At 60.5% G+C, this 18,592-nt stretch carries 17 protein-coding genes and 2 pseudogenes; 8 read left to right on the forward strand and 11 right to left on the reverse strand.

The genetic code is table 11. From position 1 onward, the window contains the following. Positions 1–19 precede the first annotated feature (19 nt). The 5 genes from AC1DUB_RS25205 to AC1DUB_RS25225 all read right to left on the reverse strand — a co-directional run bounded on the left by AC1DUB_RS25205 (position 20) and on the right by AC1DUB_RS25225 (position 5,293). Positions 20–1,222 carry a mandelate racemase/muconate lactonizing enzyme family protein gene (locus AC1DUB_RS25205; RefSeq protein WP_477731883.1) on the reverse strand — a complete coding sequence of 401 codons (1,203 nt, stop codon included), beginning with the start codon at positions 1,220–1,222 and terminating at the stop codon, positions 20–22. A gap of 27 nt (positions 1,223–1,249) precedes the next feature. Continuing rightward, a complete protein-coding gene (locus AC1DUB_RS25210; RefSeq protein ID WP_477717778.1) occupies positions 1,250–2,038 on the reverse strand; it encodes an ABC transporter permease in 789 nt (262 codons plus the stop codon). A 70-nt stretch (positions 2,039–2,108) separates the two neighbouring features. Next, positions 2,109–2,990, reverse strand: a complete 882-nt coding sequence (locus AC1DUB_RS25215; RefSeq protein ID WP_477731897.1) for an ABC transporter permease — start codon at positions 2,988–2,990, stop codon at positions 2,109–2,111. Continuing rightward, positions 2,990–4,081, reverse strand: a complete 1,092-nt coding sequence (locus AC1DUB_RS25220; RefSeq protein WP_477731884.1) for an ABC transporter ATP-binding protein — start codon at positions 4,079–4,081, stop codon at positions 2,990–2,992. The genes AC1DUB_RS25215 and AC1DUB_RS25220 overlap by 1 nt, the downstream gene beginning before the upstream one ends. An 18-nt stretch (positions 4,082–4,099) precedes the next feature. Then, positions 4,100–5,293 carry an extracellular solute-binding protein gene (locus AC1DUB_RS25225; protein WP_477731885.1) on the reverse strand — a complete coding sequence of 398 codons (1,194 nt, stop codon included), beginning with the start codon at positions 5,291–5,293 and terminating at the stop codon, positions 4,100–4,102. Positions 5,294–5,539: 246 nt separating this feature from the next. Between AC1DUB_RS25225 and AC1DUB_RS25230 the strand changes: the two genes are divergently transcribed. Together AC1DUB_RS25230 and AC1DUB_RS25235 are read left to right on the forward strand one after the other, a co-directional pair. Beyond that, complete coding sequence (locus AC1DUB_RS25230) at positions 5,540–6,472, forward strand: dihydrodipicolinate synthase family protein (RefSeq protein WP_477731886.1); 933 nt, start codon at positions 5,540–5,542, stop codon at positions 6,470–6,472. 5 nt (positions 6,473–6,477) lie between these two features. Continuing rightward, positions 6,478–7,179 carry a FadR/GntR family transcriptional regulator gene (locus AC1DUB_RS25235; RefSeq protein ID WP_477731887.1) on the forward strand — a complete coding sequence of 234 codons (702 nt, stop codon included), beginning with the start codon at positions 6,478–6,480 and terminating at the stop codon, positions 7,177–7,179. A 241-nt stretch (positions 7,180–7,420) separates the two neighbouring features. On the opposite strand, the gene AC1DUB_RS25240 is transcribed toward AC1DUB_RS25235, so the two are convergent. The 3 genes from AC1DUB_RS25240 to AC1DUB_RS25250 all read right to left on the reverse strand — a co-directional run bounded on the left by AC1DUB_RS25240 (position 7,421) and on the right by AC1DUB_RS25250 (position 10,720). Then, complete coding sequence (locus tag AC1DUB_RS25240; RefSeq protein WP_477731888.1) at positions 7,421–7,834, reverse strand: DoxX family protein; 414 nt, start codon at positions 7,832–7,834, stop codon at positions 7,421–7,423. Between the two features lie 487 nt (positions 7,835–8,321). Further along, a complete protein-coding gene (locus AC1DUB_RS25245; protein WP_477731889.1) occupies positions 8,322–9,974 on the reverse strand; it encodes an AMP-binding protein in 1,653 nt (550 codons plus the stop codon). Then, on the reverse strand, positions 9,971–10,720 hold the full coding sequence (locus AC1DUB_RS25250) for a nitroreductase (protein WP_477731890.1): 750 nt from the start codon (positions 10,718–10,720) through the stop codon (positions 9,971–9,973). Before AC1DUB_RS25250 ends, AC1DUB_RS25245 begins: the two co-directional genes overlap by 4 nt. Positions 10,721–10,834: 114 nt before the next feature. On the opposite strand from AC1DUB_RS25250, the gene AC1DUB_RS25255 reads away from it, so the two are divergent. Both AC1DUB_RS25255 and AC1DUB_RS25260 read left to right on the forward strand, forming a co-directional pair. Continuing rightward, the gene (locus AC1DUB_RS25255; RefSeq protein ID WP_477731898.1) at positions 10,835–11,704 is read left to right on the forward strand and encodes a Crp/Fnr family transcriptional regulator; all 870 of its coding nucleotides are present in this window, start codon (positions 10,835–10,837) and stop codon (positions 11,702–11,704) included. A gap of 16 nt (positions 11,705–11,720) precedes the next feature. Further along, complete coding sequence (locus tag AC1DUB_RS25260) at positions 11,721–11,861, forward strand: hypothetical protein (protein WP_477731891.1); 141 nt, start codon at positions 11,721–11,723, stop codon at positions 11,859–11,861. An 80-nt stretch (positions 11,862–11,941) separates the two neighbouring features. On the opposite strand, the gene AC1DUB_RS25265 is transcribed toward AC1DUB_RS25260, so the two are convergent. Together AC1DUB_RS25265 and AC1DUB_RS25270 are read right to left on the reverse strand one after the other, a co-directional pair. Next, positions 11,942–12,358: a hypothetical protein gene (locus tag AC1DUB_RS25265; protein WP_477731892.1), complete on the reverse strand. Its 417-nt coding sequence runs from the start codon at positions 12,356–12,358 to the stop codon at positions 11,942–11,944. Positions 12,359–12,720: 362 nt separating this feature from the next. Continuing rightward, on the reverse strand, positions 12,721–13,632 hold the full coding sequence (locus tag AC1DUB_RS25270; protein ID WP_477731893.1) for a LysR family transcriptional regulator: 912 nt from the start codon (positions 13,630–13,632) through the stop codon (positions 12,721–12,723). 168 nt (positions 13,633–13,800) lie between these two features. Between AC1DUB_RS25270 and AC1DUB_RS25275 the strand changes: the two genes are divergently transcribed. Continuing rightward, entirely contained in the window at positions 13,801–14,799 is a 999-nt protein-coding gene (locus AC1DUB_RS25275; RefSeq protein WP_477731899.1) for a YeiH family protein, read from the forward strand. Positions 14,800–14,975: 176 nt separating this feature from the next. Here the strand turns inward: AC1DUB_RS25275 and AC1DUB_RS25280 are convergent, their stop codons facing one another. Further along, positions 14,976–15,866, reverse strand: coding sequence for a LysR family transcriptional regulator (locus AC1DUB_RS25280; protein WP_477731894.1), 891 nt, complete (start codon positions 15,864–15,866; stop codon positions 14,976–14,978). Positions 15,867–15,972: 106 nt separating this feature from the next. On the opposite strand from AC1DUB_RS25280, the pseudogene AC1DUB_RS25285 reads away from it, so the two are divergent. From AC1DUB_RS25285 to AC1DUB_RS25295, 3 genes and pseudogenes are all read left to right on the forward strand, one after another. Then, a pseudogene (locus AC1DUB_RS25285) lies at positions 15,973–17,048 on the forward strand (alkene reductase). Positions 17,049–17,068: 20 nt separating this feature from the next. After that, positions 17,069–17,893, forward strand: a complete 825-nt coding sequence (locus AC1DUB_RS25290; RefSeq protein WP_477731895.1) for a pirin family protein — start codon at positions 17,069–17,071, stop codon at positions 17,891–17,893. Positions 17,894–18,003: 110 nt separating this feature from the next. Then, a pseudogene (locus tag AC1DUB_RS25295) lies at positions 18,004–18,345 on the forward strand (transposase); the annotation flags it as partial. Positions 18,346–18,592: the final 247 nt, after the last annotated feature.

Genomic DNA, 18,592 nt, shown 5'->3' on the forward strand with positions numbered 1-18,592 from the left:
ATAGCGAGCTACTTATAGCTTATAGCTTGCTGCTGCGAATCGTCACGTCCGGCCGCTGCAACAAGGCCGGCGCCAGGGCGAGACCCAGTCCGGCGCCCGCTGGTACCGTGGCAAAGCCGTCGCGCACTTCCGGCAGTTGTGTGACCAGATCGCGGTACCAGCCCGAGAGGTAGGCGCGTACGACTTCCTGCAGCACGACGTTGGGTGTACTCATCGCCAGATGGAGCGAGGCGGCCAGCACCACCGGCCCGGTGCAGTCGTGCGGCGCGACCGGCTTGTGAAAGGCTTGCGCCATGGCGGCAATTTTTTTAGCCTCGGAAATCCCGCCCACCCAACTCAGGTCCAGCATCACATAGTCGACCGCATTGTTATTCAGCAAGTGCAGAAAAGGCTGCAGTGTGGCCAGGGTCTCGCTGGCGCAGACCGGGATGCGCACACGCGAGCGGTACTCGGCGATGGTGTCCAGGTTGGTCATCTGGATCGGGTCTTCGGCCCAGTAGGGCTTGAACTCTTCCAATGCCTGCGCGATACGAACGGCCATTGGCAAATTCCACATCGAGTGGAACTCCACCATGATGTACATTTCCTCGCCCACGGCGCGGCGGATTTCACGAAACGGCCGAAGCGCGGTGTCCAGGTCTTTGGCCGAAATGGACTGCCCCCGGCTGGCCATCGCAAACGGGTCAAACGGCCAGATTTTCATGGCCTTGTAGCCTTCGGACAGCAGGCTTTCGGCAAGTTGTGCGGGACGTTTGACGAAAGCTTCCTGATCTTCGTACGGGCCTTCGGGTGCGAGCTCTGCGCTGCCGTCGGTGACCACGCGGCGCTGGCTGGCCTTGTTGTAGGTGTAGCCGGCGCAGGTGTTATAGACCGGCACGCGGTCGCGCACGGCGCCGCCCAGCAATTGGTACAAGGGCTGCCGGGTCACCTGACCCAGCAAGTCCCACAGCGCAATGTCGACGGCCGATGCGGCGCGGGTCTCCACGCCGCTGCTGGCAAAGCCGATGTAGCCGTGCAGCAGGTGGTGGTGATGCGCCTCGATGGCCAGCGCATCCTTGCCCAGCAGGTAGGGCGCGGTCAGCTCGTGTATTTGCGCCTGCACCGCCTGCGCGCCGCGAAAGGTTTCACCGAGGCCGACCAGGCCACTGTCGGTGTGAATTTGCACCCATGTGATGTTGGGGTAGGCGGCCACATGAACCGTGTCGATTTGTGTGATTTTCATAAAGGTGCCAGGGCGCTTCAGGGCGTTTCAGGCCGTTTGAGGATGCTCTTTGACGCGGCTGACCAGCTGGGTCGGATTCACGAACTGCAGCGCAATCAGCAACCATACCAGCGTGATGACCATATAAATAATGGCCATGGCGTCCACCGACTGGGGTGCGCGTACGCCCGCTGCAAATACGGCGTAATACAGCGCGACCACCAGCGTCTGGGAATCAGGCCCGGCCGTGAGAAACGTCAGCTCGAACATGCCAATGGTTCGCACCAGCACCAGAAGCGACGCGGCCAGAATACCGGGCGCCAACAGCGGCAAGAGCACATGCCAGAACAGCTTGAAGGTACTGGCGCCAAAGACGCGCGCGGCCGACTCCAGGTTGCCATCAATCTGCTCGATAAATGGCGTCATGACCAGAATCATGAAAGGCACGGCCGGAATCATGTTCGACAAAATAACGCCAAAAATGGTGCCTGCGATATGGGCCTGGTACATCACGGTCGCCAGCGGTATGCCATAAGTGATCGGTGGCACCATCAGCGGCAGCAGAAAGAGGCCCATCAACAAGCGCTTACCGCGAAAATCGCGCCGCGCCAGCGTGTAGGCAGCTGGCACGCCGATCAGGATGGAGAGGAAGACCACGGCGGCGACCACCTCCACCGTGACCCACAGCACGCTGCCCAGCTGGAATTCATTCCATGCGGTGAGGTACCAATTCAGCGTATAGCCGTCGGGCAGCCAGGTACCCAGCCAGCGGAACGCGACCGAGCTGGTGGTCACCGCGGCGATCATCAAGCCGACGTTGATGAGGAAGAAAGTCATGGCCAGCGCGATCAATGCTTTCCAGAGCTTGGTCAGGAGCTGGTTGGCGCCCGTGTTGTTCAGCGTCATGTCAGCCCTTCCCGCCCGTGACCGGGCCGCGATAAAACATGCCGCGCGCGCTCAAAATGGCGACCACGACCACCAGTTGCACAAAGCCCATCACCATCGCCACTGCGGAGGCCATCGAATAGTCGTACTGTTCAAAGGCAGCTTCATAGGCCGCAATCGAAATCACCCGTGTTGCACCCGCCGGAGAGCCCAGCAGCACGGCCGAGGGAAATACGGAAAACGCCTGCACAAATGACAGCGCAAACGCCATCGCCAGGCCCGGCACCAGCAGCGGCAGGTAGATGTGGCGGAACTGATTCCATGGCGATGCACCCAGCGTGGCGGCGGCGCGCGGCAGTGTCGGGTCAATGCCGGTCACATACGACAGCGTCAGCAGAAAAGCGAACGGAAAGCCCGAAATGACCAGCGAGATCAGCACGCCCCAAAAGTTATGCGTCAGCCGGATCGGCCCTTCATAGAGGTGAAAAAACTGCAGCGCCTGCGACAGCCAGCCCTTGGGGCCGAAGTAGCCCAGCATGCCCTGGGCAATCAGCACCGTGCCCAAGGTCAGCGGGATCACGAGCAGCGTGGTGATCCATTTCTGGTAACGGCTTTTGATGCGCATCTGGTACGCAATGGGCAGGGCCACGCCCAGGTTGATCACCGTCGCCGGGACGGAAAGCTTGAGCGTGGTGCCAATGGTTCCCCACAGGTTGTCCGTGGTGAAAAATTTGCTGTAGTTGGCGAGCCAGCCCCCCTCCATGGGCCGAAAAGACAGTTGCAGACCATATAAAAAAGGATAGACAAACAGCACCACCATGAACAAGGTGGCCGGCAGCAGCAGCAACATGGAGCCGTCGAATCCGGCGTTGCCGGAGGACGCTGGAGAAGACCGGCCGGCCATCATGCGGCGCCAGCTTCATCATCCGGATAAGCCAGCGCTTTGTCCGGGTCAACCGAGAGCACCACTGATTCGCCATTTTGCAGACGTGCGGTGGTGCGCACAATCAGCGGCAGGCCGCTGGAAGTTCGCACGTCGACGATGTTGTCGTGGCCGCAGTATTCAACGTTGGTCACCTCCACCGCAAAGGCGTTGTCGCCCACTGTCGGTACGATGTCGAATTGTTCAGGACGAATCGCCACCACCATGTTGCTGGTCGGGGCCTGCATGGAGCGCCCCTTAAGCGTCAGGCCATTGCTCCCAAGCTGCACTGAATTCCCCTGCGCGCTGCGCACCTGCATGGGCAGCAGGTTTCGGTAGCCCATGAACCGGGCGACGTGCAGGTTGGCAGGCTGGTTGTAAAGCTCATGCGGCGAAGCAATTTGCTGCGCCACGCCGTCTTTCAGGACCACCACGCGGTCAGCCAGTGACAGCGCTTCATCCTGGTCATGGGTGACGTAAATCGTGGCCCGGCCGAGTTCCTTGTGGATACGGCGGATCTCGGCGCGCATTTCCACGCGCAGCTTGGCGTCGAGGTTAGACAAGGGCTCATCCATCAGCACCAGCGGCGGCTCGATCACGATGGCACGGGCAATCGCCACGCGCTGCTGCTGGCCGCCGGAAAGCTGGCCGGGCAGCTTGTTGGCATGCGCGTTCAGTTGCACCAGTTCAAGCGCACGACTGACGCGCAGTGCGGTTTCGCTGTTGGACACACCGCGCATCGCCAGACCAAAGCCCACATTTCGCGCCACTGTCATGTGCGGAAACAACGCGTAGTTTTGAAACACCATGCCAAAGCCGCGTTTTTCGGGCGGCAGCACATCGATGCGCGTGTCGTCCAGCCAGATGCCGCCATCCGACACCGGCAACAGCCCGGCAATGCAGTTCAGGGCAGTCGACTTGCCGCACCCGGACGGCCCCAGCAAGGCGATAAATTCGCCCCGCTGGATGGTCATGCTTAGCGCGTCGAGTGCGGTGAAGATCGGCGCGCCTTTGCCCAGGCCAAAGCGGCGCGTCATACGGTCAAGCCGCAATTCGGAGAAATTTGAGTGCATGGATAAGGGCGCGAAGGCCTACTTGGTTTTTTGCGAACCGATTTCCTGGTCCCAGCGACGGAAAGCGTCAACCATCGCCTTGGTTTCCAGCGGCTGTGCATGGGGGAACTGCGCCAGCCATTGGGCATACTCAGGCCGGCCAAATTCCTTGATCACGTCCTGGCTGGCTTGGGGCGCCAGCGACAGGGGCACATTTTTAACAGCGGGGCCGGGGTAGAAATAACCCTTGTCGTAGGTTATGGCCTGCTGCTGCGGTTTGAGCAGGAAAGCCATGAGGTCCAGCACGACGGCCTGCTTTTCAGGCGGCACACCCCTGGGAATGACGATGTAATGCGCATCATTGACCCAGGTCATGTTCTTGAAAGGCACCACGCCAAAATTTTTAGGCACGATGCCCAGGGCGCGTGGGTTGATGTCCCAACCGGTCACCGTCAGCGTCATGTCGCGCGAGCCTTCACCCAGCTCCTTCATCAGGGCGCCGGTGCCCGTGGGGTAGTACTCGATGCAGGAATTGAGCTCCTTCAGGTAGGCCCAGGTCTTGTCCCAGCCTTTCATCGGGTCAGACGGGTCCTTGTCGCCCAGCAAGTAAGGCAGGCCCATCAAAAAAGTGCGGCCCGGGCCGGAATTGGCGGGGCGGGCGTAAATCAGCCGATTGGGATTGGCCTTGCACCAGCTCAGCAATTCTTGCGGGGTGGTGGGCGGCGTTTTGACTTTCTCAGGGTTGTACTCGACCAGGGGGCCTGAAGGCATGAAGGTAATGACCATGCCGTGGTCCTTGGCCAACTCCTGCATCTTGGCGGCGTTGGGCTGGTAGTTGTCTTTCAACCCAGGAAACTTGTCCGAATAATTCGGGAAAAGCTTGACCCACAAATTCTGTTCCAGCCCGGCAGCAAGCGCGTCGGTGCCGACGATGATCATGTCGACGTCGCTGCGGCCGGCGCCTTGCATGGCCTTGACTTTGGCCGGGACTTCGGGTGCCGGCGCTTTGGTAAAGGTGAACTTTGACACCAGCTTCGGGTTTTGCGCCAGATAGGCATCTATGGCGCCTTGCGTCAGTGCCAGATTGCCGGCGGCATCCACCACATTGATGACTACGGGTGACTTGGGCATGGGCAGGCTCTGCGCCTGCACCAGCGCGCTGCTGGACAGGGCCATGCCCATCACTGCGCCCAGCAGGGTGCGGCAGGTGCGCGGAATGATCGAGGGATGCATCACGTTGTCTCCTGAAATAGTGGATTGAAGCGTCGCGATTTTGTAATACAACTTCTTTAGTTGTCAATCAACAATAGACTCACATCATGCGATTTCCAGCAGAAACACGAGGAACCAAGGGTAAATCCCGGGGTCTCCAGCGCTTCAGGCAAATTAATCTGACTGACAACAAGTAAAGTTGTCTTACAATTATTTTGCACAGTCTGGCTTTCAACTACTTTCAATCAATTAATACCGCAAGACCTCATGAATACATTTCCTTTGTCTGTCGAGGAGTTCTCCAGCTCGGTGCTGGCCGTGCCGCCGCTGGCGCGCCGGGCCGACCTGACGGTGGATGCAGAACAAAACCGCAAGTTGATCCGCCATATCGAGTCTGGCGGGCTGCGCACCCTGCTGTATGGCGGCAACGCCAACCTGTACCACACCTCGGTGCATGAATATGGCGACTTGCTGGCGCTGCTGGCCGACAGCGCGGCCGAAACGACGCGCGTGATTCCCGCCATCGGGCCCGACTTCGGCAAGATGATGGATCAGGCGCGTTTGTTGCGCGGCACGGGTTACCGCACAGCCATGGTTCTGCCGATGCAAGGCTTCACCACGCCGGAAGGTGTGGCCGAAGGCATCGCTCGCGTGGTGGACTTCATGGGCATGCCCGTCACGCTGTATCTCAAGAGCGAAGCAACGATTGGCATCGAGGCGCTTGGCCGGCTGGTCGACGAGGGGCGTGTGTTGGTCGTGAAGTACGCCATCGTTCGCCCGGACGCCGCTGACGACAACTACCTCAAGGCGCTGATTGAACGCATCACGCCGCGGCGCATTGTCAGCGGCATGGGTGAGCGGCCAACGCTGGTGCATATGGCCCAATTTGGCCTGGCTTCGTTCACGACCGGTTCCGGCTGTATCGCACCTGCCGCCTGCCAGCAGCTTTTTCAGACCTTGAAAGCCGGCAACCTGGCGGCTGCACGAGCTATTTATGACCGTTTCATGCCGCTGGAAACACTGCGCGACAGCATTTCGCTGATTCGAGTGCTGCACGACGCGGTCAGCTTGTCGGGTTTGGCGGATATGGGGCCGCACCTGCCGCTGCTTACCGCCTCGCCGGCCGATCGGCACGCGGAGATCCAGTCGGTCGCCCGTGAGTTACTGGATTACGATCAGGAATTTACGCGCACGCCTTAGCCACCATGAAGCATCTGCCAGCCAGTTCCCCAGCGACCGGTCTTGTTGACCGGGTGTATAGCGACATTTTGGGTCGTATCGTGGCAGGAGAACTTGTGGAAGGCCAGAAATTGCCAACGGAGCTTGCACTCACCACACGTTTTTCCACATCACGCCCGACCGTCCGCGAAGCACTGTCCCGCCTGCGCGCAGACGGCATTATTGCCACCCGCCAGGGCTCAGGTACGGTGGTGGTCCGTCGGCCCGACCCGGACCTGTCGCGCTTCACGCCACTGGAAACGATTTCGGACATTCAGCGCTGCTATGAGTTTCGCATCGTGATCGAGTCTCATGCTGCTGCGCTGGCTGCCACCATGGCCGATGAGGCGGACCTGGCCAACATCGAGCACAGGTTTCGCCAGCTCGATACCGTCATTACCGAACATGCGCTGGGTGTTCAAGAAGATTTCGACTTTCATCTGGCGGTGGCGCGGGCATCCAAAAACCAATTCTTTACCTCGGCCATCGGGTCGATACAGTCGCAGATTGTGTTCAGCATGAACCTGATGCGAAACCTCTCGCTGGTGAAGACCCTGGAGCGCCGCAAGCTGGTGCAGACCGAACATGAAGCCATCGTGCAGGCTCTGCGCCGCCGCGATGCAGCAGGTGCGGCTGCGGCGATGCGTGCGCATCTGGAAAACGCACGCGACCGGATGTTCGGGAAATGAGAGCCCGCGAGCTTGCAGCGGTCTGAAAAATTGCCCCTCCAGAACGACCCAGGAGCGGCCCAGGAGCGACGATCGTCAGGCAGCCAACGGACCTTTATTTAACCCGACGGATTCGTATGCGAGTGTGCCGACCTTCGCATCGGACCAGCTTACCAAGATTGATATGCAGGCCTCGTCCGATTCGAGGTCGAACTCAATATTTACTGGCGGACCCTTGCTCAGTCCTGCGCACGGTCTGGCTTTAGGCAGGCTTCTTCGCCAGGCGCATGGCATCCACGCTCCAGACGCCGGCACCTGCCACCGCGAGGAACAAAAAGACAAAGCAGAACAGCACGGCAGACTCACCCTGGTTGAGCATGGGCGACAACACAAAGCCCTTGGACGCATGGCCGATGAAGTAGGCAAACGCCAGCAAGCCAGACAACACAAAAGCCACGGGACGCGTGAACAAGCCGATCAACAGCAGCGCACCGCCAACGAGTTCAAGGACGCCTGCGGCACCGAGCATGGAAAAAATCTGCAGCCCGTCAAAAAAGGCCACATGAGGAAAGCCCAGCAGCTTGGCCGCGCCATGCTGAATAAGCAAATAAGCCGAAACTATGCGCAGGACTGAGAGTGCGCGTGCAGTGAATTCGTTGCTGTTGGCAAAAGTCATGGATTCCCTCCGTTAAAAAGGGAATCTGACAGGGGTGGATGAAAAAAGTTCAATACTGATTTAGAGCCGCGAACAAAACCCAGCGAAGCGGTCCTGGATAGGCGTGCCGCCGTAGACAGTGCTCTAGCACGGCAAGGCGGCACAACGACGCCAGGAGGGTTTTGTTAGCGGTTCTTAATTAAAACCGGTATCAGTTGATGCGTTCACGAGCGACAGACCACGAAATCACTTGCCTCAGCGTTCGTTCGATTCCTACTAAAACCCAGCGTAGTCGCACATCTGTCGTTTGAACGACAACGCTTTTAAGGGCTGGCAGCAGGTCCGAGCAATTAAGCCGGGCGCGGACCAGGTGCAAACAAGGCAAACCGCCTGCGGAGACCTTTAGATAGGGATTGCCTACCAGATCGCATTCAGCAGCCGCTGAATCCGCCGCCCAGAGCGGACATCCTGACTCCCCGCAACCGGGTACCCCTTCGCAGCCCTACACTCATGCAGCCAACTGTGTAATCGCATTGCGGCTGCCAGCCAGTTCGCGCAAGCGGAACTTCTGAATCTTGCCCGTGGCAGTCTTCGGCAACTCTGCAAATACCACGCGACGGGGACACTTGAAGTGCGCCAGGCGGTCACGACAAAATGAGATCACATCGGCCTCAGTGAGGAGCGGCGCATCCGGTTTGAGTTCCACGAAGGCACATGGCACCTCGCCCCATTTGTCGTCAGGCTGCGCGACTACCGCGGCATTCAGCACACCGGCGAGCCGGTACAGCACCTCCTCCACTTCTACCGACGATATGTTCTCTCCGCCAGAAATAATGACGTCCTTCGAGCGGTCCGTGATCTGCATATAGCCGTCCGGATGCACGACAGCCACGTCGCCCGTGTGGAACCAGCCGCCCGCAAAAGCCTTGGCGGTAGCACCAGGGTTTTTCAGATAGCCCATCATCACGGTGTTGCCACGTATCAGAATTTCGCCCGTGGCGACGCCATCTCTTGGTACGGGTTCGAGTGTGTCAGGGTCGGCAACCCGAAGATGCTCCAGGGCTGCTGCACGCACGCCTTGGCGTGCTTGAAGGCGACCTTGCTGGTCAGCGGGTAGCTCGTCCCATTCGGCCTGCCAGGCACAACTAACCGGAGTGCCGGAGATCTCGGTAATGCCGAAGACGTGGTCCACATCAAAGCCCATGGCCCTGACGGCCTCAAGAACCGTCGCGGGCGGAGGAGACCCGGCTGTCAATACACGCACGCGGCGCGGCAGCGGCCGGCGCTCCGTCTCCGGTGTACTCGCAATGCCAGCCATCACTATCGGCGCGGCGCAGAAGTGATCAACGCCGTGTTCCGAAATAGCCGTGAAGACATTAGCCGTCGTCACCTTGCGGAGGCACACATGCGTGCCTGCCGCTGCGGTGATCGCCCAGGTAAAACACCAGCCATTGGCATGGAACATCGGCAGCGTCCACAAATAGACCGGCGCGCGCGGTAGTGCCCAGTCGGTCATCTGCAGGAGACTCATGAGGTAGGTACCCCGGTGGCTTGGCACCACGCCTTTGGGGTCACCCGTCGTGCCTGATGTGTAGTTGAGCGCGATCGGTGCCCACTCATCAGTTGGCCAACGGCCGGGGAATGCCGGGTCTCCGCTGGCCAAAAATGACTCGTAATCGGTCTCGCCGATGGCAGGGCCGGCAGGCGCCTCGGGATCGTTGATGTCTATCACACGGGGTGGGTTGGGTACGCCTTGAAGAGCTTTAACTACCAGCGGAGAAAATTCACGATCCACCATCAACAGTTTGCACTCACCGTGGCGCAAGATGAACGCAATCCCGTCAGCGTCAAGGCGACAGTTGATCGCATTGAGAACGGCCCCTGACAAAGGAACGCCGAAGTGAGCCTCCAGCATGGCGGGCGTGTTCGGCGCGATGATCGACACCGTATCGCCAGCTTGTATTCCGAACTTGACGAGCGCGGAAGCGAGACGGTAACAGCGGTCGCGTGTTTCAGCCCAAGTCTGCCGGAAGGCTCCATGGATGATGGCGGTTCGATGCGGAAAAACGTCAGCGGTACGATCGAGAAAATTTAGCGGCGTCAGAGGTACATGGTTAGCGGCATTCCTGTCAAGGCCCTCTGCGTAGGCTTTTGCACTCATGACTCTGTCTCCTTATTTGTAGTTTCGTGAAAGGTGGTGAAATTGCTGACCACCTCACGGTCGGTAACGAGTGAGTTCTCAATGCGGCTGGGATCCGCGTAACCCAGGCTCATGCCGCAGACAAACATTTGCTGCTCCGGAATAGCCAACTCCCTGGAAATAATGCGGTGAAACGTGGTGAACGCCGCCTGGGGGCAGGTGTCAAGGCCGCGTGCCCGTGCAGCGACCATGATGCTTTGCAGGAACATTCCGTAGTCGATCAAACTACCCCGCCCCATGCCCCGATCAATGGTGAACATGAGTCCGACCGGGGCACCAAAGAAGCGGTAGTTGCAGCCATGCTGAGCATGCATGCGCTCCTTGTCACTTTTCTGGATTCCAAGCAAGCCATACAAGTCCCAACCGACTTTGCGCCGCCTGTCGATGTAGGGGGAGATCCACTCTTGTGGGTAGTAGTCGTAGGGTTCGTCGAGTTGGGCCGCCAGCGATGGATCGTCATATATGTGCATGATCGCTTCACTCAAGCGCTGCTTTGCAGCCCCCATGACGACGTGAACATGCCAGGGCTGCGTATTCACCCCGGAAGCACAATACCGCGCCACATCCAGGATAGCCTCCACATCCGTGCGTGGAACTGGCGTAGGAAGGAAGGCGCGCGTGGCACGGCGTGTCACAAGTGCCCAATCAACAGCGCTTCGTAGCACGTCGGTCGGGATACTTGGCGGTGAGGCAATTCGGCTGCTCATACTCATCTTCCAGGCAAAAATTTAATCAACACGATCTGGTGTGTCGTCACCAAAATTCCATCGAAAACGTACGTGATTTGGTCCGAGAGAAAATTGTCGGAGAAATGGGTGGAAATGAATGTCCTCTGGATAACATTCCTGGCGACGCTGCCATTGCTGGTTAGTATTGCGATCGTTAGCAGTCCTGCCGCTACCCAGCATCGGATACTGCTTCGGGGTGATTGGACGGCCTTGCAAGCTGATCATTCATCGGTAAAACTTTCGATCGGTGGTAACGAAATGAATGCTCACCAGACAACACAACGCAACAAACTGCTGGAATTTCTCGCCTCGTCTCCATGGCGCGAGGGACTTTCCCAGGATCAGTTTGATCGTGTCTGTGGCGACGCCGTGACGCGCACCTTCACGGCTGGGGCTACGATTTGCCTTCGCGAATCACCCTCTGAGCACTGGCTGGCCGTCGTTGATGGCCTGGTCAAGGTTGACACGGTTTCCGCCGATGGCCGGGCGACGACGTTTGCCGGCGTTCCCGGCGGCGCGTGGTTCGGCGAAGGAGCCGTACTGAAAGGCGAACCGCGCCCGTATGCCGTCGTGGCCATTCGCGACAGCACGGTCGCTTTCGTGCCGCGGGCCACCTTTCTCTGGCTGCTGGATAACAGCCATTCGTTCAGCCGCTGGCTTATCGACCAACTGAACGCCCGTTTAGGCTACTACGTGGCGCTGGTCGAAGGCCTGCGCCTGGGGGATGTGAATACCCGGGTGGCGTACTGCCTGGCCGAACTCTTCAACCCACAGCTCTATCCGAACACGCAACTCCGCATAGACATTTCCCAAGAGGAGATTGGTCGACTTACCGGCATGGTGAGGCAGACTGCCTACCGCGCTTTGCATGAACTTGAAAATGCCGGCTTGATAAGGGTGCAATACGGATCGATCGAGGTAGTGGACCTCGAGGGACTGAAGAAGTATGCACTCGGTGTGTAAGTACCATGATCATGGAATGAGGGAATGCCGATCCAGGGCACCCGCCGCCACGGGCATGCTGCCATCGGTGCGCAGCCTGATCGACTACTTGATGATCCACTTGATGATCCACTTGCCGGCCCGCATCCAGGAAACCCAGATCCAGGGGCGAAGCTAGCGGGGGTACTCAGTGAAGGCAGCGCGGCGCAGGATCGCAGCCCACTCGCAAGTTGCCAAGGATGGCTGGCACCACTGGTTCTACGGCTGCGCGTTCAAGACGCGGAGCACGGCCGCATGCTCGACGGCCAAATCAGGTGACCCATGGAAATGGCGCATGTAGTGAGATGAAAAATCATCGACCGGCCCTTGCTCCTGCCCACCGTCCAAACGCAGCAACTGACGCGTTCGCTCCGCCACGATCACAGGCGCCATCGAGAGATCTCCCTTGGGGTCCAGTGCCTCGTCAAGCATGACGATCAAGCGACTCAGGGGCTCCAGCCACCGCATAGACTCCCCGAACGCAACCAATTGCAGGAAGTCGCCAGCTGACTGCCTGCCATGCACCTTTTCATACTCGCGTCGCTCGAGCTCGATCAAGGTGCGATGCAAGTCCAACAAGACTGAACGTAACAGCACGCATTGTTCGTCTCTGGCATGTGGTGTTTGAAGGCTCATGACGTTACCCAGGTTATGAGGTTATGTGCTTCCAATAGCGGTAACTTCGAGAATACCAGAGCAGATATCGGCTACAGCCTGGACAGATGACGCGTCATCTCTAAGCGGCCACCGCTGAAACTTCATGCCGACTGTATGCGCTTCGACTGAAATCTGGGTCATGTGGCCTGCGTGAACCTCGGGCAGCTGCTCGAGTCGGATAAACAGCTATGCGCGAGCCCGCGGTCCAGCTGGAACCGAGCATCGAGTTGGGCGGGATCCGTCACTTATTGCACTGAAAACGAGGGACCCCGCCTTGGAGGCGAAGTACGCCCCGGACAGATGCGTCAAGGGCCTGTTGAGTGGTTGTGACGGGCGCCGTGCTACGCGGCGGCGCTGCAGTGCGCCAGGAAGTCTGTGGTTGCGCGGCCCAGCCGCTTTTCGCGGTGCAGCACGATGGCGAGCTGGCGGCTTGCCCTGGGCAGGCGTGTTTGCAGTTCGACCAGGTGCCCGTCTGCCACACTTTGCGCCACCGCGTAGCGCGAAAGGCAGCCCAGGCCATCGCTTGCCGCCACCACGCGCTTGATCGCTTCGGTGCTGCCTAGTTCGAAGCCGACGCGCACCCGGTCGAGGTTTTTCAGCAACCATTCATCCGCGATCTGGCGCGTGCCGGAACCGTGTTCCCGCAGCACCCAGGTGGCGTCGGCCAACTGGCGGGCCGTCGCGCAGCGATTCGCCAGCGGATGACCCGGAGCCGCGAGGATCACCATTTCGTCATCCAGCCAGGGCCGCACGACCAGGTCGGCATGCGTCTGTGACCCTTCGACGAAGCCGATGTCGACGTCCAAGGCAGCTACCGCAGCTATCACGTCGCTGGTATTGCCTATGCGCAGATGGATCTGGCTCTTGGGGTGCAGTTGCGTCCATTGCGACACCAGGCTAGGCAACAGATATTCGCCGATCGTAAAGCTGGCAGCCACCCGCAAAGGTGCGGCGTGCTCGTCCGTGAACAGGGCTTGCACTTCGGCCGCCTGTTCGACCAGGGCCTGGGCCTTGGGCAACAGCGCGCGCCCGTTCTCGTTGAGCAGCAGGCGTCGGCCGATGCGGTCGAACAGTTCGACGCCGAGCGCGGCCTCGAGTTCGGCCAGCGAGGTGCTGGCCGCAGATTGCGAGCGTGCGATCCGGTCGGCCGCCGCACGTGTGCTGCCGCCGCGCGCCGTGGCCAGAAAAACTTCGAGCTGACGCAGGTTGAGGCGCAGGCGCTGGAAGGATTGCTGATTGAATTTATCGATCATTCTTAACGATATTATCCGCTTTTTTCTTTAATGACTTTTACCTATTATCTAATTCATTGAGGGCATAACCCTCCCGCGCGTACCCCACGCGCGCTGTTCGAAAGAGGTTTTCCTGTGTTCAATTTCCTGTCGCCAACGTCAGCCGCCGACTCGGCCCACCCCGCTTGGTTGCCGCAGCACCGGCTGCAACTTCTCCCGGGTATCGCCTTGTCTTGTGTGATTGCGATGGCCGCCACCCTGGTGTCCACTTTGCACGGCGGGCCCCAGTTTTTGTATGCGCTGTTCTTTGGTGTGGGATTTCACTACCTCAGCCATGACGCCAACACCAGGCCCGGCATCGAATTTTGCTCGCGTACCGTGCTGCGCCTGGGCGTCGGCCTCCTGGGTGCGCGGATCACGGCGAGTCAAATTGCGGGCTTGGGCTGGAGCACTGCGGCCATCGTCATCGCCGCTGTCGTGACCACGCTGCTGTGTGGGGTGCTGCTGGGACGTCGTCTGGGCATGAACCGCGCGCAAGCGGTGTTGTCCGGCGGTGCGGTCGCCATCTGTGGCGCGTCGGCCGCGCTGGCGATCTCGGCGGTGTTGCCGCGCAACAAGGACAGTGAACGCTTCACCCTGATGGTGGTGGTGACCGTGACCGTATTGTCTACCCTGGCCATGGTGATTTATCCGCTGGTTGCCAAGCTGCTGCACCTGCCGCCCGAGCTGGCTGGCCTTTTTCTGGGGGGCACTATCCACGACGTTGCGCAGGTGGTGGGCGCCGGCTACATGCTGAACCAGGAAACCGGCGACTACGCCACCATCGTCAAGCTGTTCCGTGTCTCCATGCTGGCTGTGGTGGTGGTGGTGGTGTCCAGTCTGTTCAAGCGGCAGCGCGAGGCGAGCGAGAGCACGTCCGCCGACGCCAAGCAGCCCCTGGTGCCGTGGTTTCTATGGGTGTTCGTCGGTCTGGTGATCATCAACTCCATGGGCGGCGTACCGGCGGCGGTGCAAACCGGCCTGAACGATGTCTCGCGTGCCTGTCTGGTCGTTGCCATTGCCGCGCTGGGCGTGAAGACTTCATTCAGGCAACTGGCCCGCGCCGGCTGGCGGCCCTTTGTGCTGCTACTGGTCGAAACGCTGTGGATGGCCGCATTTGTTCTGGCCGCCATCCTGTTGCGCCACTGAAAACGATGGCCTGCCCCGGTTTTTTCACGCACACTCTTGCCATGTTCGGGTGGCAACTCTCTCGCCTGAACGGCGAGGCCTCCCTGTGGTCCGACGTGCTCCCGGCACTTATGTGCAACGGCATCTTCCTGATGTTCGTGATGGCGACCACCGCCGGTCTCTGACCGTGACAACCCTTACCTGCGTTGGCTGGCTTGCTGGCCCAAATGCTCCTGCAAAAATTCGATAAAGCGCTGCGTCTTCGCCGGTAGCAAACGGGTTTCGGTGAGCGCGTAAACGGGAATCGGGTTGCCCTGCCACTCGGGCAGCACCCGACGCAGGCGGCCAGCCGCCAAGTCTTCGGCGGCAATCTCCTCGGGCAGCAGTATCACGCCCAGGTCCAGCGTCGCCAGACGCCGGAACATGCCGACGCTGTTGACCAGAAACCGCCCCCCGACTTCCACCTCGACGGTTTCTGCTCCACGATGCAGTGCCCACTTGCCGGCTTTGGGAAAGCCCAGGCACTCGTGCCGCGCCAGCTCGGCGGGATGCGTTGGCTCGCCGGAGAGCTCCAGGTAGCGCGGCGAGGCATAGACCTGCACCGACAGGCGGGCCAGCAGACGGGCAATCAGGTTTGAATCCGCTGACTCGCCCATGCGGATAGCCACATCGAAGGGTTCGCCGACCAAATCCACCCGCCGGGGCGTGAGGTCCAAATCAAAGGTGATGCCTGGGTAGCGGCGAGCGAACTCCGCCATCAGTGGCGCCATGTAGACGGTGGCAAAGTCCACCGGCAGTGACGCACGCAGCACGCCGCTGGGCTGCGCCAGCATCTCCCCCAACTGCTCGTGGGCGATCCGCGCTTCGTCGACGATGCGCCGGCAGCGCTCGTAGTAGATCTGTCCGGCTTCGGTCAGCTCGACCTTGCGGGTCGTGCGATGCAGGAGACGCAGGCCGATGGCCTTTTCCAAAGCGCTGATGCGCCGAGACAGCGTCGAGTTCGGCACCCCCGTGGCATCGGCCGCGCGCCGAAAGCTCCGCGTCTGGGCGACCTCCACAAACAAGGCCATGTCGTTCAGCAGTTCCATCTGGATTGCGCCATTTTTGGATCAATGATTGCCAGTTTACCGTCTTTATCTCTTCGGTAGATTAATCGAAGATGCGTCCATCGCATTCACATCCAAGGAATTGACCATGAACAAACTTCTCACCCCCGTTCGTATTGGCCGCTACATGGCGCCGAACCGTCTCGTCATGGCCCCGATGACCCGCTCACGCGCCGATGGCGATGGCGTTCCCAGCGACCTGACGGTCACCTACTACGCCCAGCGCGCCAGTGCCGGTCTGATCATCTCCGAAGGCGTGTTCCCTGCGGCCATGGGCAAGGGTTATGTGCACACACCCGGAATCGAAACCGAGGCCCAGGTCGCCGCCTGGAAGAAGGTGACCGAGGGGCCGTGCACGCCCGCGGCGGCCGCATCTTCATGCAGCTGATGCATTGCGGCCGGGTCTCGCATCCCTCGCTGCTCGGTGGCGCAACGCCCGTGGCGCCCTCCGCCATCAAACCCGACGGTCAGGCGTGGACCCCGGCCGGCCAGGTTGACTTCGTCACGCCCCGTGAACTGGACCTGGCCGAAATCGCCAGCGTCGTTGACGACTACCGCCAGGCCACCCGCCGTGCCATGGACGCGGGTTTCGACGGCGTGGAACTGCATGCAGCTTCCGGCTACCTGCCCGAGCAGTTCCTCTCCTCGGGCAGCAACCAGCGGCAAGACCAATACGGCGGTTCGGTCGAAGGCCGTGCCCGCTTCGTGCTGGAAGTGCTGGCCGCGATGGTGGCTGAGGCTGGCGCCGACCGGGTCGGCATCAATATCTCGCCGGAGATGAACTACAACAGCATCACGGATGCCGCGCCGCAAGAGACCTACACCTATCTGGTCGACCAGCTGCGTGGCCAGGGCCTGGCCTATCTGCACGTTGCCCTGTTCGGCACGCCGAAGGTCGACTACCACGCCCTGCTGCGCGCGCGCTTCGACGGCGCGTACCTGATCGGCGGAGGGCTGACCCAGGATAGCGCTGAAGCCGTGCTGGCGGGGGGCAAGGCCGACGCCATGGTGTTCGGCAGCGCCTTCCTCGCAAACCCCGACCTGCCGGAGCGTTTCCGTGTTGGCGCTTCGCTCAACGCCCCCGACCGCAACACCTTCTTCGCGCCGCCGACCGCCCAGGGTTACATCGACTATCCGGCGCTGGCGGTGGCCGAAACCGCCTAAGCCAAGAAAGGCAAATCGCCATGACCACCATCGCTCGCATGCAGCACGCCAACCGGGGAAGCCAGTTCCAGGCGTTCCGCCTGCATGGCTCCGATCCCGCACAGCTTGATCCCTTCATGGGCATCGACCATGCCTGGATGAGCGCGCCCACATTTCCTCCGCATCCGCACGCAGGCTTCTCCGCGGTGACCTACCTGTTCCTCGACTCGGAGACTGGCATTGCCAATCGCGATTCGCAAGGCAACAGGACACTGATCGAGCCGGGCGGCCTGCATTGGACTGCAGCCGGACGCGGGGTGGTCCATGAAGAGAACCCGGCGGTGCTGGGGCGCACCACGCATCTGCTGCAGATCTTCGTCAACCTGCCTCGGGATCGGCAGAACGCCGCGCCGTTCGCGTTGACCCTGGCCCCGCAGGACGTGCCTGTGGTGCAGCACCCCGGTGTCCGGGTTCGCGTGCCCTTGGGTAGCTTTGACGGCGTGCAATCGCCGCTGACGCCGCCGACCGATGTGACTTTGCTGGACATCACGCTGGAGGCCGGCGCTGAGTTGGACCTGCCGGTGCCGGCGGGTCAGCGCGCTTTCTTCATGCCGATCAACGGCCGCGCGGAACTCAATGGCGAGAGCTTCGGCCTCGACGACCTCGGTGCCCCGATCCTGCCGCCCGCGACCGAAGCGACGACGCACAAACTCGTCGGCAAGGCCGGGGGGGCCAAGGTCGCCGTGTTCATCGGCGAACCGCTGCGCCAACCCATTCTTTCCAACGGGCCGATGGCTTTTGCAAGCCAGGAGAGCCTGACCGCGGCAACCGCCGCTTACCAACGTGGCGATATGGGAAGGCTGTAACAGCTCGCCACACACCCCGGGGCGGGTATTCCGTCCGTCCCATTCACTACTTAACTTAGGGCAATGCTGATTAAGGTCCACGGCAATTGAGGGAGAGGCGTTACTTGACGATGAAACAACAAAGCCTGGCGATGGCAGCCGATCAAGGATTGGGATTCGAACAGTTCCGCAAGCCCACGCGGCGGGAAGAGTTCCTCAAGACCATGGACGCGATCGTGCCATGGTCAGCCCTGTGCGAAGTCATCGCGCCGCACTATCCCAAAGCCGGCAACGGACGCCCGCCCATTGGCCTGGAGCGCATGCTGGAACTGCAGGCTCGAGGCTTCAAGCTCAGCACCGGCACCATCGTGGATGCCACCATCATCGGTGCGCCCAGTTCGACCAAGAACGCGGACAAGGCGCGCGACCCCGAGATGCATCAAACCCGCAAGGGCAAACAATGGTATTTCGGCAGTGCGACCTGCAAGTCGCATGGATTTCTGTTTCACAGGAGGACTTATGAACTGATGAAACCGGTTGTTCCACCAACCGTTCCCTACCTGGACATGCGATGCTGGCAACGGCATGGTGTGAAGCTTCAGGAACAACGTACCCTCCGATTTATTCGGGGCGTCAAACCGCGAGGAGAGACGCCTTCTGCTAGCACTACGGCGGAGAGGGGCCAGGGATGAGCGGATACGACCAACATATGTGAACCTC

It is taken from the genome of Polaromonas sp. P4_F9, from assembly GCF_056401235.1.